The organism is Actinomycetospora atypica (assembly GCF_042653685.1).
Lineage (GTDB): Bacteria > Actinomycetota > Actinomycetes > Mycobacteriales > Pseudonocardiaceae > Actinomycetospora > Actinomycetospora atypica.
Genome location: NZ_JBHSIV010000016.1, coordinates 46,340 through 69,747, shown reverse-complemented (window position 1 = coordinate 69,747; position 23,408 = coordinate 46,340). Strand labels below are relative to the sequence as shown.

24 protein-coding genes and 1 tRNA gene are annotated in these 23,408 nt (G+C 75.7%); 13 read left to right on the top strand and 12 right to left on the bottom strand.

Annotated features, from left to right (window positions below):
- Positions 1–51: 51 nt before the first annotated feature.
- On the top strand, positions 52–939 hold the full coding sequence (locus tag ACFPBZ_RS16120) for a class I SAM-dependent methyltransferase (protein ID WP_378037092.1): 888 nt from the start codon (positions 52–54) through the stop codon (positions 937–939).
- Between the two features lie 7 nt (positions 940–946).
- On the opposite strand, the gene ACFPBZ_RS16115 is transcribed toward ACFPBZ_RS16120, so the two are convergent.
- Positions 947–1,903: a DNA-3-methyladenine glycosylase family protein gene (locus tag ACFPBZ_RS16115; protein ID WP_378037091.1), complete on the bottom strand. Its 957-nt coding sequence runs from the start codon at positions 1,901–1,903 to the stop codon at positions 947–949.
- A gap of 63 nt (positions 1,904–1,966) precedes the next feature.
- Here ACFPBZ_RS16115 and ACFPBZ_RS16110 point away from each other — a divergent pair, with 63 nt between their 5' ends.
- From ACFPBZ_RS16110 to ACFPBZ_RS16100, 3 genes are read left to right on the top strand one after another with little or no spacing between them, the layout of a single operon-like run.
- Complete coding sequence (locus tag ACFPBZ_RS16110) at positions 1,967–2,902, top strand: helix-turn-helix transcriptional regulator (protein ID WP_378037090.1); 936 nt, start codon at positions 1,967–1,969, stop codon at positions 2,900–2,902.
- Positions 2,903–2,961: 59 nt separating this feature from the next.
- Entirely contained in the window at positions 2,962–3,531 is a 570-nt protein-coding gene (locus tag ACFPBZ_RS16105) for a hypothetical protein (RefSeq protein WP_378037089.1), read from the top strand.
- Between the two features lie 48 nt (positions 3,532–3,579).
- The gene (locus ACFPBZ_RS16100; RefSeq protein WP_378037088.1) at positions 3,580–4,269 is read left to right on the top strand and encodes a response regulator transcription factor; all 690 of its coding nucleotides are present in this window, start codon (positions 3,580–3,582) and stop codon (positions 4,267–4,269) included.
- Between the two features lie 51 nt (positions 4,270–4,320).
- Here ACFPBZ_RS16100 and ACFPBZ_RS16095 read toward each other — a convergent pair whose 3' ends face one another.
- Positions 4,321–5,796: a HAMP domain-containing sensor histidine kinase gene (locus tag ACFPBZ_RS16095; RefSeq protein ID WP_378037143.1), complete on the bottom strand. Its 1,476-nt coding sequence runs from the start codon at positions 5,794–5,796 to the stop codon at positions 4,321–4,323.
- A gap of 56 nt (positions 5,797–5,852) precedes the next feature.
- Between ACFPBZ_RS16095 and ACFPBZ_RS16090 the strand changes: the two genes are divergently transcribed.
- Positions 5,853–7,289: a S1C family serine protease gene (locus ACFPBZ_RS16090; RefSeq protein ID WP_378037087.1), complete on the top strand. Its 1,437-nt coding sequence runs from the start codon at positions 5,853–5,855 to the stop codon at positions 7,287–7,289.
- A 36-nt stretch (positions 7,290–7,325) separates the two neighbouring features.
- Here ACFPBZ_RS16090 and ACFPBZ_RS16085 read toward each other — a convergent pair whose 3' ends face one another.
- From ACFPBZ_RS16085 to ACFPBZ_RS16075, 3 genes are read right to left on the bottom strand one after another with little or no spacing between them, the layout of a single operon-like run.
- Positions 7,326–8,081, bottom strand: a complete 756-nt coding sequence (locus ACFPBZ_RS16085; protein ID WP_378037086.1) for a class I SAM-dependent methyltransferase — start codon at positions 8,079–8,081, stop codon at positions 7,326–7,328.
- Positions 8,078–8,803 (bottom strand): TIGR04282 family arsenosugar biosynthesis glycosyltransferase, encoded by a 726-nt coding sequence (locus ACFPBZ_RS16080; RefSeq protein WP_378037142.1) that lies wholly within the window; start codon positions 8,801–8,803, stop codon positions 8,078–8,080. The genes ACFPBZ_RS16085 and ACFPBZ_RS16080 overlap by 4 nt, the downstream gene beginning before the upstream one ends.
- Positions 8,804–8,829: 26 nt before the next feature.
- Positions 8,830–9,510 carry a glycosyltransferase family 2 protein gene (locus ACFPBZ_RS16075; protein WP_378037085.1) on the bottom strand — a complete coding sequence of 227 codons (681 nt, stop codon included), beginning with the start codon at positions 9,508–9,510 and terminating at the stop codon, positions 8,830–8,832.
- Positions 9,511–9,670: 160 nt separating this feature from the next.
- On the opposite strand from ACFPBZ_RS16075, the gene ACFPBZ_RS16070 reads away from it, so the two are divergent.
- Entirely contained in the window at positions 9,671–11,104 is a 1,434-nt protein-coding gene (locus tag ACFPBZ_RS16070; RefSeq protein ID WP_378037084.1) for a hypothetical protein, read from the top strand.
- Positions 11,105–11,155: 51 nt separating this feature from the next.
- Here the strand turns inward: ACFPBZ_RS16070 and ACFPBZ_RS16065 are convergent, their stop codons facing one another.
- Positions 11,156–12,226: an NAD-dependent epimerase/dehydratase family protein gene (locus ACFPBZ_RS16065; protein ID WP_378037083.1), complete on the bottom strand. Its 1,071-nt coding sequence runs from the start codon at positions 12,224–12,226 to the stop codon at positions 11,156–11,158.
- 46 nt (positions 12,227–12,272) lie between these two features.
- On the opposite strand from ACFPBZ_RS16065, the gene ACFPBZ_RS16060 reads away from it, so the two are divergent.
- Positions 12,273–12,812 (top strand): MogA/MoaB family molybdenum cofactor biosynthesis protein, encoded by a 540-nt coding sequence (locus ACFPBZ_RS16060; protein ID WP_378037082.1) that lies wholly within the window; start codon positions 12,273–12,275, stop codon positions 12,810–12,812.
- Positions 12,813–13,015: 203 nt separating this feature from the next.
- Here the strand turns inward: ACFPBZ_RS16060 and ACFPBZ_RS16055 are convergent, their stop codons facing one another.
- Complete coding sequence (locus tag ACFPBZ_RS16055; protein ID WP_378037081.1) at positions 13,016–13,681, bottom strand: SAF domain-containing protein; 666 nt, start codon at positions 13,679–13,681, stop codon at positions 13,016–13,018.
- A gap of 136 nt (positions 13,682–13,817) precedes the next feature.
- Between ACFPBZ_RS16055 and ACFPBZ_RS16050 the strand changes: the two genes are divergently transcribed.
- On the top strand, positions 13,818–14,720 hold the full coding sequence (locus tag ACFPBZ_RS16050; RefSeq protein WP_378037080.1) for a DMT family transporter: 903 nt from the start codon (positions 13,818–13,820) through the stop codon (positions 14,718–14,720).
- Between the two features lie 176 nt (positions 14,721–14,896).
- On the opposite strand, the gene ACFPBZ_RS16045 is transcribed toward ACFPBZ_RS16050, so the two are convergent.
- The 3 genes from ACFPBZ_RS16045 to ACFPBZ_RS16035 all read right to left on the bottom strand — a co-directional run bounded on the left by ACFPBZ_RS16045 (position 14,897) and on the right by ACFPBZ_RS16035 (position 17,399).
- Complete coding sequence (locus ACFPBZ_RS16045) at positions 14,897–15,307, bottom strand: FmdB family zinc ribbon protein (RefSeq protein WP_378037079.1); 411 nt, start codon at positions 15,305–15,307, stop codon at positions 14,897–14,899.
- A gap of 80 nt (positions 15,308–15,387) precedes the next feature.
- On the bottom strand, positions 15,388–16,038 hold the full coding sequence (locus ACFPBZ_RS16040) for a 5-formyltetrahydrofolate cyclo-ligase (protein WP_378037078.1): 651 nt from the start codon (positions 16,036–16,038) through the stop codon (positions 15,388–15,390).
- Positions 16,035–17,399 (bottom strand): UTP--glucose-1-phosphate uridylyltransferase, encoded by a 1,365-nt coding sequence (locus ACFPBZ_RS16035; RefSeq protein ID WP_378037077.1) that lies wholly within the window; start codon positions 17,397–17,399, stop codon positions 16,035–16,037. The genes ACFPBZ_RS16040 and ACFPBZ_RS16035 overlap by 4 nt, the downstream gene beginning before the upstream one ends.
- A 97-nt stretch (positions 17,400–17,496) precedes the next feature.
- Between ACFPBZ_RS16035 and glp the strand changes: the two genes are divergently transcribed.
- From glp to ACFPBZ_RS16010, 5 genes are all read left to right on the top strand, one after another.
- On the top strand, positions 17,497–18,729 hold the full coding sequence (gene glp / locus ACFPBZ_RS16030) for a molybdotransferase-like divisome protein Glp (protein WP_378037076.1): 1,233 nt from the start codon (positions 17,497–17,499) through the stop codon (positions 18,727–18,729).
- A 15-nt stretch (positions 18,730–18,744) separates the two neighbouring features.
- Positions 18,745–19,416, top strand: a complete 672-nt coding sequence (locus ACFPBZ_RS16025; protein WP_378037075.1) for a GNAT family N-acetyltransferase — start codon at positions 18,745–18,747, stop codon at positions 19,414–19,416.
- Between the two features lie 214 nt (positions 19,417–19,630).
- A complete protein-coding gene (gene sepX / locus ACFPBZ_RS16020; RefSeq protein WP_378037074.1) occupies positions 19,631–20,542 on the top strand; it encodes a divisome protein SepX/GlpR in 912 nt (303 codons plus the stop codon).
- Positions 20,543–20,675: 133 nt separating this feature from the next.
- A tRNA-Ala gene (locus ACFPBZ_RS16015) sits at positions 20,676–20,748 on the top strand.
- An 83-nt stretch (positions 20,749–20,831) separates the two neighbouring features.
- Complete coding sequence (locus tag ACFPBZ_RS16010; protein ID WP_378037073.1) at positions 20,832–21,497, top strand: VOC family protein; 666 nt, start codon at positions 20,832–20,834, stop codon at positions 21,495–21,497.
- Here the strand turns inward: ACFPBZ_RS16010 and ACFPBZ_RS16005 are convergent.
- Together ACFPBZ_RS16005 and ACFPBZ_RS16000 are read right to left on the bottom strand one after the other, a co-directional pair.
- Positions 21,487–21,738: a ZIP family metal transporter gene (locus tag ACFPBZ_RS16005; RefSeq protein WP_378037072.1), complete on the bottom strand. Its 252-nt coding sequence runs from the start codon at positions 21,736–21,738 to the stop codon at positions 21,487–21,489. The genes ACFPBZ_RS16010 and ACFPBZ_RS16005 overlap by 11 nt on opposite strands.
- A gap of 25 nt (positions 21,739–21,763) precedes the next feature.
- Positions 21,764–23,350: a dolichyl-phosphate-mannose--protein mannosyltransferase gene (locus ACFPBZ_RS16000; protein ID WP_378037071.1), complete on the bottom strand. Its 1,587-nt coding sequence runs from the start codon at positions 23,348–23,350 to the stop codon at positions 21,764–21,766.
- Positions 23,351–23,408 lie beyond the last annotated feature (58 nt).

Genomic DNA, 23,408 nt, shown 5'->3' with positions numbered 1-23,408 from the left:
GCTGATACGCACTGTCCGCTTCCGTCCGAGTACGGCGGGTATTCGTTAGCTATGCGAACCGATGGCGACCAGTGGGACATCACGACCAGCGTCGGCGCCACGGCGCTCGGCGTCGCGGCGGCACGGGCGGTGGAGAGCCGGCGGGAGGATCCGCTCGTCGACGACCCCTACGCGCAGGCCTTCGTCGACGACGCCGGGATGGACGTGGCCCTGCCGGGCACCGCGTCGGCGCAGGCCGACACCGACGAGATGTGGTCGATCATGTCGACCTACATGGGCGTGCGGTCCCGCTTCTTCGACGAGTTCTTCGCCGAGGCCACGGCGGTCGGGGTGCGCCAGGTCGTCCTGCTCGCCGCCGGCCTCGACGCCCGCGCCTTCCGCCTGCCCTGGCCGGCCGACGTCACGGTCTACGAGATCGACCAGGAGGCCGTGCTCCGGTTCAAGGACGAGGTCCTCGGCGCCCACGACGCCACGGCCACGGTCCACCGCGTCCCGGTCACCGCCGACCTGCGCGACGACTGGCCCGCGGCCCTCACCGCCGCCGGCTTCGACCCGGCGGTCCCCACGGCGTGGCTCGCCGAGGGCCTGCTGCCCTACCTGCCCCCGGAGGCCGAGACGCTGCTCTTCGATCGCGTGCAGTCCCTGTCCGCGCCCGGCAGCCGCATCGCCGTCGAGCACTTCGCCGAGGTCGCCTCCGCCTTCGCCGACGACCCGGGCTTCGCCCGGATGCGGCAGATGATCGGGGTCGACATCAGCGACCTCGTCTACCTCGACCCGCGCGACCGGACGCCCGAGGCGCACCTCGCCGAGCTCGGCTGGAAGACCCTCCGGGTCAGCGCCCGCGATCTCGCCGTCGCCTACCGCCGCCCGCTCGACGAGGACGTCGCGACGTCGATGGGCGGGGTGTCCCTGATGTCGGCCGAGCGGCTGGCCGACTGACGAGCCCTCAGGCGCCCGTGATCCGCAGCAGGAACGCGATCCACGTCCGGTAGGGGGCGAGCGGGGCGGTGGCCTCCGCGAGGGTCCCGGCGTCGGGGAACCCGGCCGGGTCGCGGCCGTGCAGGCGGGCGAGAGCGGCGGTGGCGCGGGGCTCGTCGGGCCACTCGTCGACCACGCCGCAGGCGCGCAGCCAGATCAGCGACGCCCAGAACCCGCCGATACCGCGGATGCGGCACACTGCCGCGCGGGCGCCCACCGGGCCGAGGGCACGGAGCCGGGCGGCGTCGAGGTCGCCGTCGAGGGCCGCGCGGGCGACGGCGTGCAGCCGGCGCACCTTCTCCCCGGGCAGCCCGGGTATCTCGTCGAGGGCGAGCAGCGCCTCCGGGGTCGGGAACGCGTCGACGGTCCGGCCGGCGACCTCGAGCCGCGTCCCGTGCTCCGCCGCGAGCCGCCGGACGAGCGTCACCGCCTGCCGCACCCTCATGCGCGTGGAGATCACGCCCCACGCCGCGGCCTCGTAGGGCGACCCGAAGAGGACCGGTCGGCGTCCCGGGTGGCGGGCGAGCACGGCGCCGACGGCCGGGTCGCGCCCGGCCACGTCGGTGAGTCCCGCGCCGGAGTGGTCGAGCGAGAGGATGCGCGCGATCTGCGCGAGGGCGCGGTCGGGATCGCCGGTGCCGACGATCGCGACCTCGACCGGCCCGTCGGCATGCTCCTGTGACACCGCGAACGCGACCGGGGCGAGGTCGTCGTCGGCGATCGTGGCGAGGACGAGCGGGGCGTCGGGCCGGTCGTCCTCGGGCCCGGCGGCGAAGCGGGAGAGCGGGGGCCAGTCCCGCACCGACCCGCGGGCGGCGGCGAGGGAGAACGGGCCGTCGGGGTGCAGGACGTGGTCCGTACATGCCCCGTTCGTGACGTTCAGCGTCAGCATGGCCGCAGTGCGGACACCGGAGGTGGTGGTCATGCGAGGGAGAGTGCGCCGCGATACCTGACACGTGCTGTCGTGATTCGGAGGAGAATCCCGGGAGTGCGCTCCGACCGGCTGCTGGCCACCCTGCTGCTCCTGCAGGCGCACGGTCGCCTGCCCGCCCCGGAGATCGCCCGCCGGCTCGAGGTGTCGACGCGGACCGTCGCGCGCGACGTCGAGGCGCTCTCCGCGGCGGGCGTCCCGGTGTACGCCGAGCGGGGCCGCCTCGGCGGGGTGGTGCTCATGCCCGGGTTCCGCACCGACGTCTCGGGCCTGACCGACGCCGAGATGCGCGCCCTGCTGGCCCTGGGCGACGATCGCGCGGGGGCGCTCGGCCGCGACCTCGCCTCGGCGGCGCGCAAGCTGCTCGCCGCGGTCCCGGAGGCGCGGCGCCCCGACATCGTGCGGGCCCGGCGCACCGTCCTCGTCGAGCAGCGCGGCTGGCGCCGGACGGGGGAGGACCCCGACGACGCCGTCCTGGCCGCGCTGGAGCGGGCCGTCGCGGCCGACGAGCGGGCGCGGGTGCGCTACCGCGACGAGGGCTGGTCGACGGTCGACCCGTACGGCCTCGTGAGCAAGGCGGGCACCTGGTACCTGGTCGCGGCCCGGCGCGGGGAGCCCCGCCTGTTCCGGGTCGACCGCGTCCGCGAGGTCGGGGCCACCGGTGTCCCCGCCCGCCGTCCCGACGACCGCGACCTCGCGCAGGCGTGGGCCGCGCTGCGCGACCGCCTCGATGAGGCGCCGGACGCGGTCGTCGTGCGGGTGCGTCTCCCCGACGACCGGCGGGCGATGCTGGAGCGGGTGGTCGCGGCGCAGCTGGTGGGCCCGCCGGAGCCCGACGACGAGGCCGGCGTGGTCCGGCTGCCCTTCCGCGCGCCCGGGGCGGCGGTCGGGATTCTGCTCGGCTTCGGCGCGGGCGTGGAGGTCCTCGACCCGCCGGAGGTGCGCGCGCTGATGGCGACACGCGCCGCCGAGGTCGTCGATCTCTACGGCTGAACCGATCTTCGGGCGTCCGCTGCTGCCGCGGCGCGGGTGGGCGAACTAGGGTGCCGGGCATGACGACGGTGCTGGTGACCGGTGGCGGCGAGCGGCTCGACGAGGTGACCTCGGCCGTGAAGGCGACGGGGGCGGACGTGGTGGTCGTGGACGACCTCGGCCGGCTCGGCGAGGCCGTGGACGGACAGAACTTCGACGCCTACGTGCAGCTGCCGGTGGCGATGACGCCCACCGAGGGCAGCGTGGTCTCCAAGGTCGAGCAGTTCCTCACCCAGGGCATGCTCTCGCGGTTCCGCGCGGCGGCCACCGTGCTGCCGGCGCTCGCGCCCGACGCGAACGTGATGCTCGTCGGCGGGCAGACCAACATCGACGTCGACGCCCCCGACGACGCCGACGCCCGTGCCGCGATGCTGCGCGTGCTCGCCCACGCCCTGCGCGCCGAGCGGGCCCCCGCGCGCCTGACCGTGCGGGTCGCCGACCGGAGCTGGACCGGCGAGCAGATCGCCGCGCGCGCCACCGGCACGGGCCCGTCGTCGGGAACGGACGCCTCGGGCGACGACGCCCAGATCGGCCAGGCCTACGCCGACTGGCGCGCCGAGGTCGTCGGGCTCATGCGCGTGGAGTTCTGAGCGAGCAGAGCTCAGGTGGTTCTCAGGACGCCTGCCCATAGTGGGCGCATGCGGATTCTCGTCGTCGACGACGACAAGGCCGTGCGCGACTCGCTGCGCCGGTCCCTGGCGTTCAACGGCTACCAGGTCGATCTCGCCACCGACGGCCAGCAGGCCCTCGACTCGATCCAGGCGGAGCGCCCGGACGCCCTCGTGCTCGACGTGATGATGCCGCGCCTCGACGGGCTGGAGGTGTGCCGTCGGCTCCGGGGCGCGGGGGACGACCTCCCCGTGCTCGTGCTCACCGCCCGGGAGGCCGTCTCCGACCGGGTGGCGGGCCTCGACGCGGGCGCCGACGACTACCTGGCCAAGCCGTTCGCCCTCGAGGAGCTGCTCGCCCGGCTGCGCGCGCTGCTGCGCCGCAGCCCGCAGGAGGAGCGGGACACCGGTGCCGCCGACCCCGAGCCGCTGACCTTCGCCGACCTGTCCCTCGACCCCGTGACGCGGGACGTGAAGCGGGGCGACCGCGACATCACGCTGACCCGCACCGAGTTCAGCCTGCTCGAGCTGCTGATCGCGAACCCGCGCCGGGTGCTCACCCGCAGCCGCATCCTCGAGGAGGTCTGGGGCTACGACTTCCCGACCACCGGCAACGCCCTCGAGGTCTACATCGGCTACCTGCGCCGCAAGACCGAGGCCGACGGCGAGCCGCGGCTGATCCACACGGTCCGCGGGGTCGGGTATGTGCTCCGCTCGTGAGCACTTTCCGGGGCTATAGCCCCGGAAAGTGCGCACAGGCGCGCAGCGCACCTACGCGCGCGGCACCCAGAACCGCAGCAGCGCCCCGCCCGTCGGGGCCTCGTGCGCCGAGACGCCGCCGTGGTGGCGGGCCGCGGTCTGCGCGACGATCGACAGGCCCAGCCCCGACCCCGGCATCGTCCGGGCGTCGACCGAGCGGAAGAACCGGTCGAACACGAGGTGGCGCTCCTCGGGCGCGATCCCCGGTCCGGCGTCGGCGATCTCCAGCACCGCCGTCCCGGGCCGCTCGGGGGCGACGCCGGCGCGCAGCACCACGGAGACCGTCGCGCCCGGCGGGCTCCACTTGGCCGCGTTGTCGAGCAGGTTCAGGATCGCCCGCTCCAACGCGCTCGAGTCGCCGACGATCTCGCAGGGCGCGAGCGTCGCGTCGAAGGTGACGCCGGGGGCCCGCGGCCGCGCCCGGTCGAGCGCGCGCTCCACGACCTCGGACAGGTCGAGGTGCTCGGCGGCGATCTCGGGCGGGTCGTCGCGGGCCAGTTCGACGACGTCGCCGACGAGGGTGGCGAGCTCGTCGATCTGCGCGCGCAGGTCGGCGGTGAGCTCGGCGCGGTCCTGGGCGGACAGGCGCGGCGCGTCGGCGCGCCCCGACGCGGCGCCCTCCTCGGCGGCGACCAGCAGCTCGAGGTTGGTCCGCAGCGACGTGAGCGGGGTCCGCAGCTCGTGCCCGGCGTCGGCCACGAGGCGCCGCTGCCGGTCGATCGAGCTGGCCAGCGCGGCGAGCATGGCGTTGAAGCTGCGGGTCAGCCGGGCGATCTCGTCGCCGCCGGTGACGGTGATCGGCTGCAGGTCGCCGGTGCTCGCCACCCGCTCGGTGGCCGAGATCAGCCGCTCCACGGGTCGGAGCCCGGCGCGGGCGATCGCCACCCCCACGAGCGCGGCCAGCACCACCCCGATGCCGCCGACCACCACGAGGACGATCGCGAGCCGGGACAGGGTGCGCCGCGTCGGTTCCAGCTCCTGGGCGAGGACGAGCGCCCGTCCCTCGCCGGAGCTGACGGCGACCACGCGGTAGGCCCCGCCGTCGACGACGCCGGTGCGCGGCGGCTGCGGCTCCCCGCGCGCCACGGCGTACTCCTGCGGCCCGATGGGCGGCTCGTTGCCCTGGATGAACAGCGCCCGCCCGGTCGAGCCGACGAGCGCCACCCGGAAGTCGCCGGCGGCGAGCGCGTCGGAGGAGACGACCCGCAGCAGCAGCGTCGGGTCGGCGAGGTCGCTCGACGAGGCCGCGGTGGCGCGTTCGACGAGGCTCTCGTCGAGCTGGTCGTAGAGCGCGCGGTAGGCGGTGAGGAACACCGCGACGGAGATCAGCGCGACGAGCAGGCCCGCGCCCACCGAGACCAGGATGGCCACGCGGCGCCGCAGCGGGATCTCCAGCAGGAGGTGCCACCCCGAGGGGGCGGGAGGGCCCTCCGGCCGGTCGGCGGGACTCGCCCCGGCGTCGGTCGGCGGGGTGCCGGTGCTCGTCATCGTCACCGATCCTCCCCGTCGGGCCCCCGTCGCGGCGATGGGGGAGGCTTGTCCGTATGAGCGAGAGCGCGTCCCGTCCCGACGGCGAGCCGGGCCCCGACGCGGGGCCGGGGGCGGACGGCGAGCGCGGTCGGGGCTCCGACCTCGACGCGGCGACGATCGAGCGCCCGGGGCTCGGCGGGCCGCAGGGTCCCGGGGTGCGCTGGTCGGACCAGCCGCGCTCCTGGTCGGGGGCTCCGCTCGGCACCCAGGGCGACCCCGCGCCGCGCTCCGCGGAGTCCGACTACGGCTGGGGCGCGTCGGCCGCGCCGGGGCCCTCGTCGGGACCGATGACCGCCACCCCGCCCGGCGGGTTCCCGGCCGACACGGGCGGCGGTTGGGGCGCGCCGCCGCCGGAGCAGCGGCGCGGCGGGATGCTCGGGGGGCGCGGCGGGTCGGTCGGGCGCGCCGGGCTCGTGCTGGTCGCGGTGCTCGCGCTGGTGGCGGGCCTGGTGGGCGGCGCGATCGCGGGGTCGTTGTTCTCGTCGGGGTCGACCTCGGGGACCTCGCTGGAGGTCGCGTCGGGCGACCCGCTGCCGCCGGCGCCCGCGGGCTCGGTCGAGGCGATCGCCGCGACGGTGCTGCCCAGCACGGTCCAGATCGTGGGCTCGTCGGGTGAGGGCTCGGGCGTGGTCCTCTCGGCCGACGGGCTGATCATGACCAACAACCACGTGCTCGCGGCCGGGCGGGGCAGCGGCCTGCAGGCCGTGTTCGCCGACGGGACCGCGGCGCCCGTGACGCTCGTCGGCACCGCCCCGGCGGCCGACATCGCCGTGGTGCGCGCGAGCGGCGTCGGGAACCTGCGCCCCGCCGTCCTCGGCGACTCCGACCAGCTGCGCCAGGGCCAGGCGGTGGTGGCCGTCGGGTCGCCGCTCGGGCTCTCCGGCACCGTGACCTCCGGCATCGTCTCCGCCCTCGAGCGGCCGGTGGCCGCCGGCGGTTCGGGCGCGGGCCAGGAGAGCACCCTCGACGCGATCCAGACCGACGCCGCGATCAACCCCGGCAACTCCGGCGGCCCGCTCGCCGACGCGGCCGGCCGGGTGGTCGGCATCAACACCGCGATCGCGAGCGTGACCTCGGGCAGCGCCGGGCAGGAGGGCGGCTCGATCGGCCTCGGGTTCGCGATCCCCATGAACCAGGCCCGCCGCATCGCCACCGAGCTCATCCAGAGCGGGCGCGCCACCCAGGCGATCATCGGCGTGCAGGTGGCCAACGGCGGGCCGCGCGGCGCGACGATCGCGAGCGTGTCCCCGGGCGGCCCGGCCGCCAACGCCGGCCTGCAGGCGGGCGACCTCGTGACGAAGGTCGACGACCGTGCGATCGCGGACGCGAACGCGCTGGTCGCGGCGATCCAGTCGAGCGCCCCGGGCCAGGTGGTGACCCTGACGGTGGGCACCGCGGGCGGCGCCCCGCGTCAGGTGCCGGTGACGCTCGGGAGCCGCGTCATCGGGTGAATACCGGTCCGGGTCCCGGACCGGTGCGGTCCGACGTCAGCGCCGTGCGAGCACCACGAAGCAGCGGGTGGGGCCCGCCGCGTCGGCCACGTCGGCGGGCAGGTGCCGCTCGGTGACCCGTAGTCCGGCGGCCGAGGCCACCTCGTCGACGGCCCCGGGGCCGAGCACGGCCCACGGGAACCAGGTGTGGCGCTCGCCGGGTGCCTCGAGCTCGTCGTCGCGCTCGAGGTGTGCCGCGCCCTGCCACAGGCCGGCGCCGGGCTCGAGCTCGAGGAGCACGGTGCCGCCGTCGGCGAGCAGGTCGCGGCAGCGGCTCAGCAGGGCCACGGGGTCGCCGCCGATGCCGATGTTGCCGTCGGCGAGCACCACGTGCTCCCAGCGGCCCTCACCGGGCAGGCGCTCGAACGCGTCACGGTGCAGCACGGCCGCGCCCCGCTGGAGGCAGCGGTGGATCGCCTGCAGCGAGACGTCGACGCCGAGGGCCGGGACGCCGCGGTCGGCGAGGGCCACGACGAGGCGGCCGGGGCCGCACCCCAGGTCGAGGGTCGCTCCGGTGCAGCGCTCGAGCAGCCAGCCGTCGTCGTCGTCCGCGTCGTCCTGCCAGCGCTGCACGGCCAGGGGGATCACCGCGCCGTCGGTGCGGACCAGCCGGTGGCTGGTGCCGGCGAGCGCGGCGTCGAAGACCGTGGCGGTGACCACGGGTCCGTCGTGGCGTGCCCGCTCGCGGGCGGCGTCGACGACGGCGAACGGCTGCGTCATGGGTGACTGGGCCGTCGGGGTCACAGACGTCACGGACTCACACCTCCGGGGACTCCGATGAGGTCGCCGACCGCGTGGGCGAAACGACCGTGGGGTGCCAGTTCGGACACGCGGACGGCGTCGTCGGCGGTGTCCACGTCCGACAGGGGCTCCAGCTCCGCCACCTCCGTGCGGCCGAGGGCGGCTCGCAGGGCGTCCAGGGTCCGGGGACCGGTGTCGTCGCGGGAAGTAGGGACCCCGGCGATGATCGCGGCTCGCCGCGGATCCCGCAGGGCGAGGACCCACCAGCCGCCGTCGAGGGCCAGGCCCAGCGCGGCCTGGGCGCGTCCCTCGACCGCCCGCAGCGCCTCGTCGAGCAGGCCGGCGTCGACCTGCGGGGTGTCCATGCCGATCTGCACGCTCACCGCGCCGGGGAAGGCCTCGGCGGCGTCGACGTGGGCGGCCTCGATCCGCTCGCCCAGCGACTCGCCGCGCTGCCCGACGACGGTCAGGGGCGCGATCGCGGCCCGGATCTCCTCGCCGCGCACGGCGTGGGCGAGGTCTCCCTCGAGCGCGACGAGGACGCGGGCCCGGGGGGTCGCGACGGCGGCGTCGAGCGTGTCGAGCAGCGCGGCGGCGGCGATCGCCGCGGCGCCCTCGGGGCTCACGGTGCCCGGGGTGATCAGGCGTGTCTTCGCGCGGCCGGGTACCGGCGCCTTGGCCAGGACCACCACCACGCGCGGGACCGTCTCGGGTCCCACCAGGTCGGACTGCATGGTCGGCGCGTTCGCAGCCGGGGTGGTCACCGGTTCACCCGCGTCCGGGGGCCACGCACCAGAGCCTTCGTCATGTCCCGGACAGCACGGAACGTCCCACGCACCGAACCCGACACCTTCGATCGTCCCCCCGCCCGCGGCCGGTAGGCCACGTCCACCTCGCGCACCGTCCAGCCGGCGGCACCGGCGCGGATCAACAGCTCCAGCGGGTAGCCGAAGGCGCGGTCCGTAACCCCGAGCTCGAGCAGTGCCGCCCGCCGGGCCACCCGCACCGGTGCGATGTCGCGCACTCCCACGCCCCGCGCCCGCATCAGCCCGGACAGGACCCGGTTGCTGAGCTTCGCGTGCCAGGGCCAGACCCCCTTCGCCGCGGGCACCCGCCGCCCGACGACGATGTCGACCCCGGTGTCCTCGAGCAGCCGCACCATCGCCGGGAGCTCCGCGGGGTCGAGCGACCCGTCGGCGTCGATCGTGGCGACGATCTCGGTGCGGCTCGCCTCCAGCCCGGCGTGCACCGCGGCGCCGTAGCCCTTGCGGGCCTCGTGGACCACGAGCGCACCGCGGGCCGCGGCGAGCTCGTGGGTGCCGTCGGTGGAGCCGTTGTCGGCGACCACCGCGTCGAACCCCTCGGGCAGCGCGTCCAGCACGCCGGGGAGCGCCTCGACCTCGTTGAGGCACGGGAGCACGACATCCACACGGCCGTTCATCGCGGTCACGCTATGAGGTCGCCCGTGGACGCGCGCACGCGGGTCCGATTCCTCCCTCGACCGTGAAGGCCCTGTGAAGCTGCGCCGGTCGGCCGACGGGACACGTCCGTGTGGGGCCTGCTCACGGCGGCACCACGCCCGCTTCGTACTCTCCGTGTCGATGTCCACCGTGCTCGGGCCCACGCGCCCCCAGGGCGACGCGCCCGATCCCGCCGCCCGCCGCGGTCCGCGGCTCCGGGGCGACGTCGTCGCGGTGCTCCTGGCCTGCGCCCTCGTCGCCGCCGCGTCGCTCTACGGCTGGGACGCGATCGACCGCGGGGTCGACATCCTCGTCGGCTGGCCGCCCGTGCTCGCCGAGTGGATGCCGCACTTCCGCCGCGGCGGGGTGGCCGCGGTGCTCGTGGCGGTGGTGGTGGTCCTGGTCGGCCCGCCGGTCGCCGCCCGCCTGCGCTGGGGCCCGCTGCTCGCGCTCACGTTCGTGGCCTCGGCCGCCTGGACGTTCTCCCTCGCCCTGATCGACGGGTACGGGCCGGGGATCGTCGACCGCCTCACCACGCCGACCGAGTACCTGGTCGAGGTGCGGCGCTACCCGGGCCTCGGCCCCTTCCTGACGACGTTCGCCGACCGCATCGTCGGGATGACCCCCGACACCCTCGTGACGCACGCCTCCGGGCACCCGCCGCTCGCGACGCTCGTCTACGTCTGGATCGCCGACCTCCTCGGGCCCGGCGGTGAGCCGGCCGGGCTGGTGACGCTGCTGGTCGGCGCCTCGGCGTCCACGGCCGTCGCGGTGACGATCGGCGCGCTCGGCGGACTGCGGTGGGGCCCGGTCACGCTCCCGCCCGCCCCGGAGACCGTGCAGGCCGGCCGCGACCTCGCCCGGCGCTACATCCCGTTCGGCATCCTGTTCCCGGGCGCGGTGTGGGTCGGGGTGTCGGCCGACGGGATGTTCGCCGGCGTCTTCGCCTGGGGCGTCGCGCTGCTGGCGCTCGGCTCGGTGCGGCGCGGGGTGCTCGGCACGGTGCTGTCCCTGCTGGCCGGGGTGGTGCTCGGGGCCTCGCTCTTCCTGTCCTACGGGCTCGCGGCGGCGGGCCTGATCCCCATGGTGATCGCGGTCCTGGTCCGCCGCTGGTGGCCGCTCGCCGTGGCCGCGGTGGGCGTCCTGGCGGTGGTCGGCGCCTTCCACCTCGGCGGCTTCTTCTGGTTCGACGGCTACGAGCAGGTCAAGCTGCGCTACTACCAGGTGGGCGAGTACGGGCTGCGGCGTCCGTACGAGTACTGGGTGTGGGCGAACCTCGCGGCGCTCGCGCTGGCGCTCGGCCCCGCCGTGGTCGCCGGCCTGCGCCGCCTGGCCTGGTGGCCCCGCCGCGCACCGCTCGCGGTGCTCGCGCTCGTGGCCGGGGCGGTCCTCGCGGTCGCGGCCGCCGACCTCTCCGGGCTCTCGAAGTCCGAGGTCGAGCGCATCTGGCTGCCGTTCGGCACGTGGATGGTGCTCACCTGCGCCCTGCTGCCGCCCCGCTCGGCGCGGTGGTGGCTCGCGGCCCAGGCGGTGCTCGCGCTGGCGGTCAACAGCCTCCTGTTCACCACCTGGTAGCCCTTCCCGACGATGCCCCGGGTCACCCGGGGCCTCGTCGGGAGCTCCGGGCTAGGAGCCGACCGCCGCGCGCAGCGGGTCGGTGGCGAAGCGCGTGATGCCCTCGGCGAACCCGACCTGCGCCCGGTAGCCGAGCACCTCGACCGCGCGGGCGGGGTCGGCGGTGACGTGGCGGACGTCGCCGGGCCGGGCGCCCCCGATCACCTGCGGCTCCGGCCCGTCCATCGCCGAGGAGAGCTGGCCCGCCAGATCGGCGATCGTGCGGACCTCGCCCGAGCACACGTTCAGCGGGACGCACGTGCCGACGGGTGTGGTGTCGTCGGCGGCCTCGAGGGCGGCGACGTTGATCCCGGCGACGTCGCTGACGTGGACGAAGTCGCGCCGCTGCCGGCCGTCCTCCATCACCCGCGGGGCCTCGCCGCGCTCGAGCGCCGATCGGAAGATCGAGGCGACCCCCGCGTAGGGCGTGTTCTGCGGCATCCGCGGGCCGTAGACGTTGTGGTAGCGCATGGCGAGCACGCGGCCGCCGGTCGCGCGGGCCCACGCCACCGCGAGGTGCTCCTGCGCGAGCTTGGTGGCGGCGTAGATGGAGCGCGGCTCGAGCGGGGCGTCCTCGGGGATCAGCTCGCCCTGCAGGTCGCGGCCGCACACCGGGCACGGGAGGTCGTACCGGCCGGCGTCGACGTCGGCCTGGGTGCGGGCGGGCGGGGGCTGCAGACCGTGCTCGGGGCAGGAGTAGCGCCCCTCGCCGTAGACGACCATCGAGCTCGCCATGACGAGGCTGCGGTGGCCCGAGCGGTACATCGCGGCGAGCAGCACCGCGGTCGCCACGTCGTTGTTCTCGGCGTAGGCGGGCCCGTCGTTCGGGTCGACCCCGTGCCCGACCATCGCGGCCTGGTGGCAGACGGCGTCGACGTCGGGCAGGAGCCGGTCGAGCAGGTCGGCGTCGCGGACGTCGCCGCGCACGAGCTCGTACCGGTCGGTCCACTCCGGGGCCTTGCCGTCGGCGTGGGCCTGCGGCAGGAGGGCGTCGAGCAGGACCGGGGTGTGGCCCCGATCGGCGAGCTGGTCGGCGATCGCGGAACCGATGAAACCGGCTCCGCCGGTCAGGAGGACGCGCACGACGCCACGGTAGGCGCACGACGACCGCCGACTAGGGTCTGGGGGTATGGAGCTCCCGCAGGTGACGTCGATGGGCAACGGTCCCCTGGGCGGCGGCGACGATCTGCTGGGCCGCGCGCTCGTCGTGATCGTCGACGACCGCGTGTCGACCGGTGAGGTCATCGACAACACGGGCCCGCTCGTCACCGAGCTGCTCGGCGAGGCCGGCCTGGTGGTGGACGGGACGATCGTGGTGCCCGGCGAGTCGGTCGCGATCCGCAACGCGCTGAACACCGCGGTGATCGGCGGCGTCGACCTCGTCGTGACCGTGGGCGGCACCGGCGTGTCCCCGCGCGCCGTCACCGCCGACGCGACGGCCGGCGTCCTCGACCGCCCGATCCCCGGCATCGCGGAGGCCATCCGCGCCTCCGGGCTCGCCGCGGGCGCGGTCGACGCCGGACTCTCCCGCGGGCTCGTCGGGGTGTCGGGCTCGACCCTCGTGGTCAACCTCGCCGCCTCGCGCGCGGCGGTGCGCGACGGCATGGCGACCCTGACGCCGCTGATCTCGCACGTGATCGCCGAGCTCTCCGGCCTGGAGGAGAACTGACCGAGGGCGAGTCCCGCGCCGACGCCGCCCGGCGCCGGGCGCGGGAGGCCCTGTTCGGTCCGACCTCCCCGGCGAGCGCGGACGAGCGCGACGAGGCCGACCGCGCGGCCGAGGGCGTGCCCGACCGCTGGTACACCGACGAGCGCCCGCCCCACCACGACCGGGAGTAGGGCGCAGCAGTCGCGTCAAGCCGACGGCGCGTTCTACCGCAGGGTGAGTGTGACGTCGCGGCCGATCGTCGCCGCGGCCACCCGTGCGGCCTCCGGGCCCGGTAGAGCGACCACCACCAGCGGCGCCGACGACGAGCGCTCGTCGCCCCGCAGCACGGTGAGCACCCGGGCCCCGGACGCCAGGACCGCCCCGTCGTCGCGCCCGGCCCCGGCGCCGCCCACGACGTCGACCAGCGCGCCCGGTCGCACCAGCGACGCGATGGCCGGGTCGGCGAGGCGCAGCGGCACCCCCGCCGCGTCGGGTGCCCCGACCGCGGCCCGCGCCGCCTCGGGGCCCACCAGCCGGACGTCGGTCAGCACCTCCCCGGCCCGCACGCCTCCGACGAGCCGGCGCCCGACGACCTCGTCGGGAACGGTCCGCGCCCCCATGGGCACGGTGTCGGGCGGCCGGGACGCCACGACCAGGTCGGCCGCGACGAGCGGGTCGCCGGGGGAGAGGTCGCGGGCCGCGACCACGGCGGGTGCGCCGACCACCGCCGGGGACGTCGCCGAGAGCACGCCGACGACCACGGCGAGGACCGCGAGCAGCCCGGCCACCCCGCGGCGCACCAGCACGGCCCGCCGCCACCCGGTCGGCAACCGCGACCGCGCGAGGGCCCGCCCGCCGTCGTCGTCCCGCCGTGGGGCCCGTCTCGCCACGTCGCGCACGGTAGGTCGGCCGACCACCCGACGGGTCGCCGCGATCACGCCCTGTGGACAATGGGGACGGAAGGCGTCGGTTGTGGATGACCGGGGTCATCGTCATCCGCCGTACGCGACGAGAGGCTGCACCCGAATGGCCGTGGTGCTCGTCCTCCTGGCCTGCCTGGGCAACGCGCTGGCGCTCACCCTGCAGCGCAAGGCCGCGCAGGACAGCGCCCGGCAGCGGGGGCGGTCCGCCGGCTCGCTGCGCGACATGGTGCGCCGGCCGCCGTGGCTGTTCGGCACCGCGATCTTCGTGGGCGCGGTGCTGTGCCAGGTGCTGGCCCTGCAGCTCGGGTCGATCTCGCTGGTCCAGCCGGTGCTCGTGATGGAGCTGCCGTTCACGCTGCTCGTCGGCTGGTGGATCCTCGGTGGCGCGCTGCGGCCCTACGAGTGGTCCGTGGTGGGGCTGATGTCGGTCGGCCTCGTCGTCATGCTCGCGAGCCTGCGCCCGCACGGCGGCGACGCGCTCGCGGCGGGGAACCTGCGCTGGATCCTCGGCACGCTGGTGACGCTGCTGGCGCTCGGGGTCTGCGTCGCGATCGCCCGGTCGTCGCGGGCGGTGGGCAAGGCGGCCTTCTTCGGCATCGCGGCCGGGGTCGGCTCCGGGTTCGTCGCGGTGATCATCAAGGCGATGGCGGACGCGCTGGCGGTCGGCGGCCTCGGCGAGGTCTTCGCCACCTGGCAGAGCTACCTGCTGATCCCCGTGGCCCCGGTGGCGTTCTGGACCCTGCAGAGCGGGCTGCGGGCCGGGCGCCTGCTGGCCTCGCAGCCGGGACTCACGCTCGGGAACCCGATCCTCGCGTTCCTGTGGGGGGTCGGTCTGCTCGGCGAGCAGGTGGCCGGCGGACTCTGGGTCCTCGGCGGGGTGCTCGGCGCCCTCCTGCTCACGGTGGGTGTCTTCCTGCTCGCCCGGTCGCCGGTTCTCGCCGCGCAGGAGGGCACCCCGGGCGCCGGGCGTGGCAGTACCACGCCGAGCCGCGCCCCGTTGCAGTAGACGCTGCTCCGAACAGGTGCAACACGTGAGACAAACCTGATCCGAGGCAACGCGCGACGATCGGGGACGTCTCTCGTTGTACGGAGCACGGGGCCACCGACCGCTGGGGAGCGGGTCGAGCGCCGTGTGGGTCCGGGTCGGCGACTCGGGGTTGCCGACCCGGACCTCACCTCCTGCTAGGCGCTGGTCTTCGTGGCCGTGCCGGAGGACGAGCCGCCGGACGACGAGCCACCCGAGGACGAGGTCCCGGAGGACGCGGCCGCGGGCTTGTCGCCCGACTTCTTCTCGGCGGGCTTGGCGTCCCCGCCGGAGCCGGTCCCGCCCGAGGACGACGAGCTGGAGTCGCCGGACGACGAACCGCCGGACTCACCCGAGGACGAGCCCCCGGAGTCGGCCGTCGAGGACGCCGTGGACCGGCTGTCGTTGCGGTAGAAGCCGCTGCCCTTGAAGACGATGCCGACCGAGGAGAAGACCTTGCGCAGTCGGCCGCCGCACACGGGGCACTCGGTCAACGAGGCGTCGGAGAACGCCTGGACCTGCTCGAACCGGTGGTCGCACTCGGTGCAGGCGTAGGGGTAGGTGGGCACGCACACTCCTCGGTGATCCCGTGGCGGACAGGGCAGTGTAACTGGCACTCACCCCGCGGGAGTGCCAACAAGACCACAGCTCACGGTGTTCCGGCAGTCCTGAGCAGCCCCGCGGTCGGACGCCACACCGCGTCGACCGGCACGTCGTGGGGCTCGGCGGGCAGCGACTCGCGCAGTTCGTCGTCCCCGACGAGCGCGACGACGACGGTGGCGCGCCCGACGAGGGGCAGCGTGCGGTCGTAGTGCCCGCCGCCGCGCCCCAGCCGCACCCCGGTGGGCGACGCCGCGAGGGCCGGGACGACGACCACCGCCGCGTCGGCCACGGCGTCCGGCCCCAGCCGTCGTCCGGACGGCTCGAGCAGGCCGTGCGGCCCGGGCGCGAGGTCGCCCCGGTCGTGGAAGGTCGCCCAGTCGAGAGGTCCCGTCTCCTCTCCCGGGCCGGCCCCGACCGTCACCGGCAGCAGCACCCGGCGCCCGAGCGACACGGCGGCGTCGAGCAGCGGGGTCGACCCGTCGGGCGCCGCACCCGGCTCGTGGCGGACCGGCACGTACAGGCAGAGCGGGCGGGAGGGGTCGGCCCCGAGCGCCGAGAGCAGGCCGGGGAGGTCGGCGGCGAGCTGCGCCGCGTCGCGCCACCGGTCGGTGTCGGAGCGCTGCCGGCGCCGGGCCAGGAGCTCCCGGCGCAGCCCGGCCTTGTCCGCCGTCGGCCCGGCCGGGAGGTCGTCGCTCATCCCTCGAGCGTCCCCGACACCTCCGCCGGGCCCTCGACGACCACCGACCCGCGCACCGTCGTCGGGCCGGTGAAGGTGACGTCGCCCCGGACCTCGAGCCGGACGCAGTCGCGCAGCGAGGGGGCGCCGCCGGGGAAGCGCGCCTCGAAGTCGCGCAGCATCCCGAAGTGGGCCTTGTCGAGCGAGACCACGGGGGGCTGGGAGTCGAAGTGCGGGATCATCGCGCCGTCGTCGCGCAGCTCCCAGAGGTCGGAGCGGGCCACGAGCAGGTCGTCGGTGGTCTTCACGGGCGCGAACCGGGTGCGCGGCACCTCGAGGGCCGCCGCGCCCGCGACGCTCGACACGGCCGCGCCCATCGCCGTCTCGAGCTGGATCACCGGCGTCGAGCCCTTGTCGGTGGGATCGACGGTCTTGCGGTTGACGATCAGCGGCAGCTCGGGCGCCGCCGGGTCGTCGGCCTGCAGGGCCGCGATCGCCGACAGGTCGAACCAGACGTTGTTGGTGTTGAAGTAGTGCCAGCGGGTGAGGTCGCCGAACGACGGGTCGCCGTCGGGCACCTGCGCCGACTCGCGGAGCACCAGTTTCCCGTCGCGCATCGCGAGGTGGCCGCCCTTGCGGTCGGACTCGGTGCCGCGCACCACCTCGAGGAGGAACGGCACCTCGTGCTCGGCGAGCCACGCGGCGATCCGCGGGTCGGGCCGGGCGCCGAGGTTGTCGGCGTTGGAGACGAAGCACCACCGCACGCCCGCCTCGAGCAGCGCGGGGGCGATCCCGGCGACGGCCAGGGCGGTGTAGATGTCGCCGTGGCCCGGCGGGCACCACTCGAGCTCGGGGTTCGCCGGCCACTCGACCGGCTCCCACGTGTCGGCGCGCAGCTTCGGCTCGATCCCCTGCAGGAAGTCGAGCGGGAGCCCCTGGTCGTCGAGCCCCGGGTGGGTGCCCAGCCGCTCGAGGGAGGCCGGGCGGGTGGTGGGGGAGTCCATGAGCAGCAGCGGCAGGCGCGCGCCCGTCGACTCCCGCAGCGACAGCGTCTGGCGGGCGATCACGTCGAGGAAGCTCGAGCCCGGCTTGATCTCGAGGGTCGACTTCGGCCCGTCGAGCCCCATCGACGTCCCCAGGCCGCCGTTGAGCTTGATCACGGCGAGCCGGTCGAGCACGGCGCGGGTGGTGGCCTCGTCGGGCTCGGGGAGGTCGTCGAGGCGGGGGAGCTCGTCGACGGGGGAGAGCTGGTCGCCCGGGACCTTCCCCGCGTCGGGGTCGGCGAGCTGGGCGAGCCGCCGGCGGAAGGCGGCGACCTCCATCGGGTGGGCACCGTTCTTCTGCAGCGCCAGGACGGCAGGGTGGTCGTCGTTCTCGGCCATGGCCTTCAGCGTGCTCCTGCGCTCGGGGGATGCTCGTCCGAGGCTAGCGAGTGTGTCGCTACGCCGGTCCGGTGCCTGCACGTAGCACCATGCAGGAGTGAGGACCGTGGATGCCCAGCTGCGCCGGGTGCTCGACGCCGCGGTGCGCCCGGCGCCGATCCGGGTCGCGATCTCCGAGGCCCAGGGTCTGCTGTGCGCCGAGGAGGTCGTCGCCGACCGCGCGCTCCCGGGGTTCGACCAGGCCGCCGTCGACGGGTTCGCCGTCCGCGCGGTCGACGTGCGCGAGGCCGACGTGGAGCCGGTCGAGCTGCCGGTGGTGGGCGAGGTCGCGGCCGGGTCGCGGCAGGCCCACCGGCTGAGCCCCCGCCAGGCCGTGCGCGTCGCCACCGGCGCCCCGCTGCCGACCCTCGCCGACGCCGTCGCCCCGCACGACCACACCGACGACGCCGGACCCTCGAGCCGCGCCCGCGTCACCGTCAAGGCGCCCGTCCCGAGCGCCGCCTTCGTCCGGCGGACCGGCGAGGACGTCGCCCCCGGCGACATCGCCGTGCGCCGCGGGGTCGTCGTGGGTCCCGCCCAGGTGGGGCTGCTCGCCGCCGTCGGCCGCGCCGGCGTCCTCGTCCACCCGCGCCCGCGGGTGTCGGTGATCGCCGTGGGCGACGAGCTCGTCGACGTCGACCGCACCCCCGGCCCGGGGCAGGTCGTCGACGTTAACTCCTACGCACTCGCCGCCGCCGCCCGCGACGCCGGGGCCGAGGTGACGCGGATCGGCATCGTCGGCGCCGACGCCGAGGTGGTGCGCGAGGCCGTGGAGGCCCGCCTGGGGCTCGCCGAGGTGGTCCTGGTGGCGGGCGCCGTCGGCGGCGCGCACGGCGAGGGGGTCGCCGCCGCGCTCGGGGAGCTCGGCCCGGTCGACACCTCGCGCGTCGCGATGCACCCGGGCTCGGTGCAGGGCTTCGGGCGCCTCGGGGACGACGAGGTCCCCACCTTCCTGCTGCCCGCGAACCCCACCAGCGCCCTCGTCGTCTTCGAGATCCTGGTCCGGCCGCTGATCCGCCTCGCGCTGGGCCGCCCCGAGCTGCACCGGCGCGAGGTGACCGCCCGGCTGCTGTCGCCGGTGGTGTCGCGCCCGGGCCGCCGCAGCTACGTCCGCGGCCGCCTGCTGCGCGACCGCACGAGCGGCGACTACCTGGCCCAGCCCCTCGGGACGGCCGGGTCGCACCTGCTCTCGTCGCTCGCCGAGGCCAACGCGCTCATCGTGCTCGACGAGGACACCACCGAGGCCGGGCTCGACACCCCGGTCCGGGTCGCGTTCCTCTCGCCCCGCTAGCGCACACTGCCGGGTGTGGGCGCGCCGATCTGGGGAGGGACGCGCCCGACCGGGCGGCACCCCGGGTGGCCGGGGCACCTGCGCGCGCTGCGCGTCCCCGCGGGCGTCGTCAGCCTCCGGCCGGTCCGCTTCCGGGACGGTCGGGAGTGGTCGCGCCTGCGCCTGCGCGACGAGGAGTACCTCACGCCCTGGGAGCCGATGCCGCCCGGGCGCTGGGCCGACCACAACGGGGTCGTCGAGTGGCCGGGCCGCTGGAGCACGTTGCGCGCGATGGGGCGGGCGGGGACGGCCCTGCCCTACGCCCTGACCGTCGACGGGCGCTTCGCGGGCCAGGTGGTCGTCGGGAACATCGTCCGGGAACCGCTGCTGTCGGCCTACGTCGGCTACTGGGTCTCCGCCGACCACGCGGGCAAGGGTGCGACGACCGCCGCGGTCGCCCTCGCGGTCGACCACTGCTTCTCGCGGGTGGGCCTGCACCGGGTCGAGGCGACGGTCCGGCCGGAGAACGCGGCGAGCCTCCGGGTGCTCTCCAAGCTCGGGTTCCGCGAGGAGGGGCTGCTCAAGCGCTACCTCGAGGTCGACGGCGACTGGCGTGACCACGTGGTCCTCGCGGTGACCGCGGAGGACGTCCTGCCCGACGGCCTCGTCGGGCGCCTGCTCCGCTCGGGCCGCGCGGAGCGTGCCTGACGCTCGACCGGCGCTCGACCACCCACATGGCCCAGGGCAGAACCGGGTTTCGTTCCACCATCGAGTGGTCACCGTGCGGTAACGCCGGAATCGCGTCCCTCGCTGGAGGGTGAGGGTCACGGATCGCGCACGACACGCCGTCCCGGCTACGGGGCGGATGGGGCTCCTGTGACTAGCGTGGCGAGCGTCGGTCACGAGGTCGGGGAGGTGGACGGTGCCGAGTTCTCTGGTGTTCGCCGCGCTGGTGATCGCGTGGCTCGCGGTGCTCGTGCCGGTCGTCGCCCGGCGGCGGCAGATGGTGCCGCGCCCCGCCGAGGCCGACCTGAGCGCGCGTGTGCTCACCCGACCGGACCGGTCGGTCGCGGTGGGCGTGGATGAGGAGGTCGTCATGACCAGCACGACGGACCAGGTGGCGCCGGAGGCCGAGCTCGAGGAGCCGCGCGGTCGGGTGCTCGACCGCGCCCGCCCGCGCCCCGAGCCCGAGGACGACCACGACGACGTCGACGACCTCCACGAGGACGCCTACGACGAGGACGACCACGAGGACGAGCGCGACCGCCGGCCGCGCGCCTACCGCCCGGGCCGGGGCGGCTTCGACGCCGACGCGGCCGCCGCGGCGGCCCACGCCCGCTACGCCTTCCGGCAGCGCGTGGCGATCGGCCTCATCGCCGTGGCCGTGCTCGCGGCGCTGGCCGCCCTCGTCGTCTCGTCGACGCTGTGGTGGCTCGTGGCGCTGACGGTCGTCGGCCTCGCCGGCTACCTCGTCTTCCTGCGCCAGCAGACCCGCATCGAGGACGAGGTCCGGCAGCGCCGCCTCGCCCGCCTCACCGGGGAGCGGCGCGCGCTCGAGGCCCGCCGCGAGCGGCAGGCCGAGCACGAGGCCCGCCTCGCCGACGCCGAGGAGTGGGGCCACTACGAGTCGGGGGAGTACGAGATCCCCGCCGCCCGCGACGGGCACGACGAGTACGAGGACGTCGAGGAGTTCGAGGAGCCCCGCTGGGTCGCCCCGCGGACCCCCGCTCCCGCGGTCCCCGCCGGCATGGAGCTCGTCGCCGACACCGAGGACGACCCGGCGTTCTGCGACCTCGACGACCACCGCGTCCCGGCCTACCGCCGGGGCGCCTGACCGCCTCGTCCCGCCGCCGAGTGGACGCTCGGGGTCGCTGCTCTCCCCCGACAGCGGCCCTGAGCGCCCACTCGGCGGCGGGACACCCGCTCGTCCGGGCCGTGAGGTCCGGTTGCTAGAGTTCACCGCTGTCGGGGCTGTGGCGCAGTTGGTAGCGCGACTCGTTCGCATCGAGTAGGTCAGGGGTTCGATTCCCCTCAGCTCCACGTCGACATCGACCCCCGCCGGGCATCCGGCGGGGGTCTCGTCGTCTCCGGGACGGGGAACCCCCGCGTCGGAGGTGGTCGCCATGGACGGGATGCCCTGCTGGGCCGACCTGACCGCGGGCGGCGGGCCCGACTTCTACGCCGACGTGCTCGGCTGGAGCTTCACTGCCGACGACGTCGCCGCCCACCACGAGGCCGTCGCCCTGGTCGGCGGCCGGCGCGTGGCCGGCCTCGGCGGGCCCGCGGGCGCCCCGCCCGGGTGGACCGTCTACTTCGCGGTCGAGGACGCGGCGGACGCCGCCGGGGCCACCGAGGAGGCCGGCGGGCAGGTGCTGCACGGTCCCGACGACGACGGCCGTGGCGGCCTCGTCGTGGTCGCCCTGGACGCGGGTGGCGCGCCGTTCGGGCTCTGGGAGTCCGACGAGGAGGCCGCTCCGCCCGCGTGGGTCGAGGCCGCGACGGCCGAGCCCGGCACCACCCGGACCTTCTACGCCGGGGTGCTCGGGCACACCCACCGCCCGACCGACGAGCCCGGGACCACCACGCTGCACCTCGGCGACGGGCCGGCGTTCGGCACCGTGGCCTTCGCAGGCGACGCGCTGCCGCACTGGCTGGTGCAGTTCGCGGTCGGCGACGTCGACGTGGCTGCCGCGGCGGCCGAGGCCGCGGGAGGCGTCGTCGTCGGGAAGGACTCCCGGCGGGCGGTGCTCGAGGACCCCACCGGGGCGCGGTTCGCGGTCAGCGGCTGACGACCTCGTCGAGCAGCAGGTAGATCAGGAACCCGACGAAGAAGCCGACCGAGCCGAGCGCGGTCTCGCCCTGCTCGTGCGCCTCGACCAGCAGCTCCTCCGTGGCGAGGTACATGAACGCGACCGCCCCGAACGCGAGGACGCCCGCGAGCAGCGCGGGGGAGGCGCCCGCGAGCCAGACGACCCCGACCGCGGTGCCGGCCACGGTGAGCAGGGAGAGCAGGACCGCGCGCAGGAGCACGCGCGGACGCTACTAGTCGGTCGGGTCAGCGCCAGGACGGCAGCCAGAGCTCCGCGTTCCACCGGGCCGCGGTGATGGAGGCGCCGACGAGGATCGGCCAGAGCCAGGCGAAGTTGGCGACCACGAGCCCGACGTAGAGCGCGACGACCATCCGCCCGGTCGAGCGCCGTTCCGGCCCGGCCGTGCGGCGGCCCAGGATCTCGCTGATCACCAGCGTCACCGCGAGCACGAGGAACGGGACCACCGGGGTCATGTAGAAGAAGTACATCTGGCGGTCGATGTCGGTGAACCACGGCAGGATACCGGCGCCGTAGCCGACGAGGACCGCCGCGTAGCGCCAGTCGCGCCGCGTGATCCAGCGCCAGACGCTCCAGCCGAGCACCGGGAACGCCGTCCACCACAGGGCGGGGGTGCCGATCGCCATCACCGAGCCGACGCAGTCGTCCGCGCCGCAGCCGGCCGCGTTCGGGCCCGACTCGTAGTAGTAGAGCATCGGGCGCAGCCCCATCGGCCACGTCCAGGGCTTGGACTCCCAGGGGTGCGGGTTGCCGCGCGGGGTCGCGAGCGTCGCGTGGAACTCGAGCACCTTCGAGGAGAAGTAGGCCATCCCGCGGAACCAGTCGGGCAGCCAGCCGGGCAGCAGCGCGTAGAGCCCGACGGAGTCGCCCTTGGCCTCGGCGACGTGGCGGTCGGTGCCGGTCTCCGAGGCGATCCACGGCAGCCAGCTCGCGAGGTAGACCAGGATCGGGATGACGAACAGCGCCCACACCAGCGGCGCGACGTCGCGGACGAGCGTGCCGACCCACGGCCGCTGCACGCCCGCGGTGCGGCGGGCGGCGACGTCGAAGCCGATCAGCAGCGCGCCGAGGAAGACGATGTAGTAGAGCCCCGACCACTTGCTGGCCAGCGCGAGCCCCACGCTCAGCCCGGCCGCGAACCGCCACCACCGAACGCCCAGCCGCGGGCCGAAGGGCGTGTCGAGGATGCGGCCCTCCGCGACCACCCGCGCGAGGCGGGCCCGCACGTCGTCGCGGTCGGCGAGGATCGCGGCGAAGGCGGCGAGGACGAACAGCGCCGGGTAGACGTCGATCATCCCGACGCGGCTCGACACCTGGGAGAGCCCGTCGCAGATCAGCAGGATGCCGGCGACCGCCCCGAGCAGGGTCGAGCGCGTGAGCCGGCGCGCGATCCGCACGATCAGGAGCACGCACAGCGTCCCGGCCAGCGCGCTGACCACCCGCCAGCCCACCGGGTCGTACCCGAACACCCACTGCCCGACGGCCATGAGCTGCTTGGACAGCGGCGGGTGCACCACGAGCTCGTAGCCCGGGTTGTCCTCGTAGCCGCCGTTGCGCAGCACCTGCCAGGCCTGCGGGACGTAGTGCTTCTCGTCGAACACCGGGGTGCCGTTGTCCGACGGCCACCCCAGGTTCCAGAAGCGGACCACGCCGCCGATCAGCGTGATCACCAGCGTCACGATCCAGCCGCGCAGCCGGTCGGTCGGCATCGGGCGCCCGAGCAGGCTCTCCACGCCCCGCGGCCCGGGGGCGAGCACGCCGCGCGGGTCGTTCCGGACGGCCGGGGTCCTGTCGAGCGTGCTGCCGGCCGTCACGGGAGCTGATCGTACGGCCCGACGGAACGCGATCCGAATCCGTGGGAACCGTGGGACC

Excerpts from the sequence above, each read along its gene's own strand:
- ACFPBZ_RS16120 (WP_378037092.1), top strand. The coding sequence starts at position 52 with ATGCGAACCGATGGCGACCAGTGGGACATCACGACCAGCGTCGGCGCC.
- ACFPBZ_RS16115 (WP_378037091.1), bottom strand. The coding sequence starts at position 1,903 with ATGACCACCACCTCCGGTGTCCGCACTGCGGCCATGCTGACGCTGAAC.
- ACFPBZ_RS16105 (WP_378037089.1), top strand. The coding sequence starts at position 2,962 with ATGACGACGGTGCTGGTGACCGGTGGCGGCGAGCGGCTCGACGAGGTG.
- ACFPBZ_RS16100 (WP_378037088.1), top strand. The coding sequence starts at position 3,580 with ATGCGGATTCTCGTCGTCGACGACGACAAGGCCGTGCGCGACTCGCTG.
- ACFPBZ_RS16095 (WP_378037143.1), bottom strand. The coding sequence starts at position 5,796 with ATGACGAGCACCGGCACCCCGCCGACCGACGCCGGGGCGAGTCCCGCC.
- ACFPBZ_RS16090 (WP_378037087.1), top strand. The coding sequence starts at position 5,853 with ATGAGCGAGAGCGCGTCCCGTCCCGACGGCGAGCCGGGCCCCGACGCG.
- ACFPBZ_RS16080 (WP_378037142.1), bottom strand. The coding sequence starts at position 8,803 with ATGCAGTCCGACCTGGTGGGACCCGAGACGGTCCCGCGCGTGGTGGTG.
- ACFPBZ_RS16075 (WP_378037085.1), bottom strand. The coding sequence starts at position 9,510 with ATGAACGGCCGTGTGGATGTCGTGCTCCCGTGCCTCAACGAGGTCGAG.
- ACFPBZ_RS16070 (WP_378037084.1), top strand. The coding sequence starts at position 9,671 with ATGTCCACCGTGCTCGGGCCCACGCGCCCCCAGGGCGACGCGCCCGAT.
- ACFPBZ_RS16060 (WP_378037082.1), top strand. The coding sequence starts at position 12,273 with ATGGAGCTCCCGCAGGTGACGTCGATGGGCAACGGTCCCCTGGGCGGC.
- ACFPBZ_RS16050 (WP_378037080.1), top strand. The coding sequence starts at position 13,818 with ATGGCCGTGGTGCTCGTCCTCCTGGCCTGCCTGGGCAACGCGCTGGCG.
- ACFPBZ_RS16040 (WP_378037078.1), bottom strand. The coding sequence starts at position 16,038 with ATGAGCGACGACCTCCCGGCCGGGCCGACGGCGGACAAGGCCGGGCTG.
- ACFPBZ_RS16035 (WP_378037077.1), bottom strand. The coding sequence starts at position 17,399 with ATGGCCGAGAACGACGACCACCCTGCCGTCCTGGCGCTGCAGAAGAAC.
- ACFPBZ_RS16010 (WP_378037073.1), top strand. The coding sequence starts at position 20,832 with ATGGACGGGATGCCCTGCTGGGCCGACCTGACCGCGGGCGGCGGGCCC.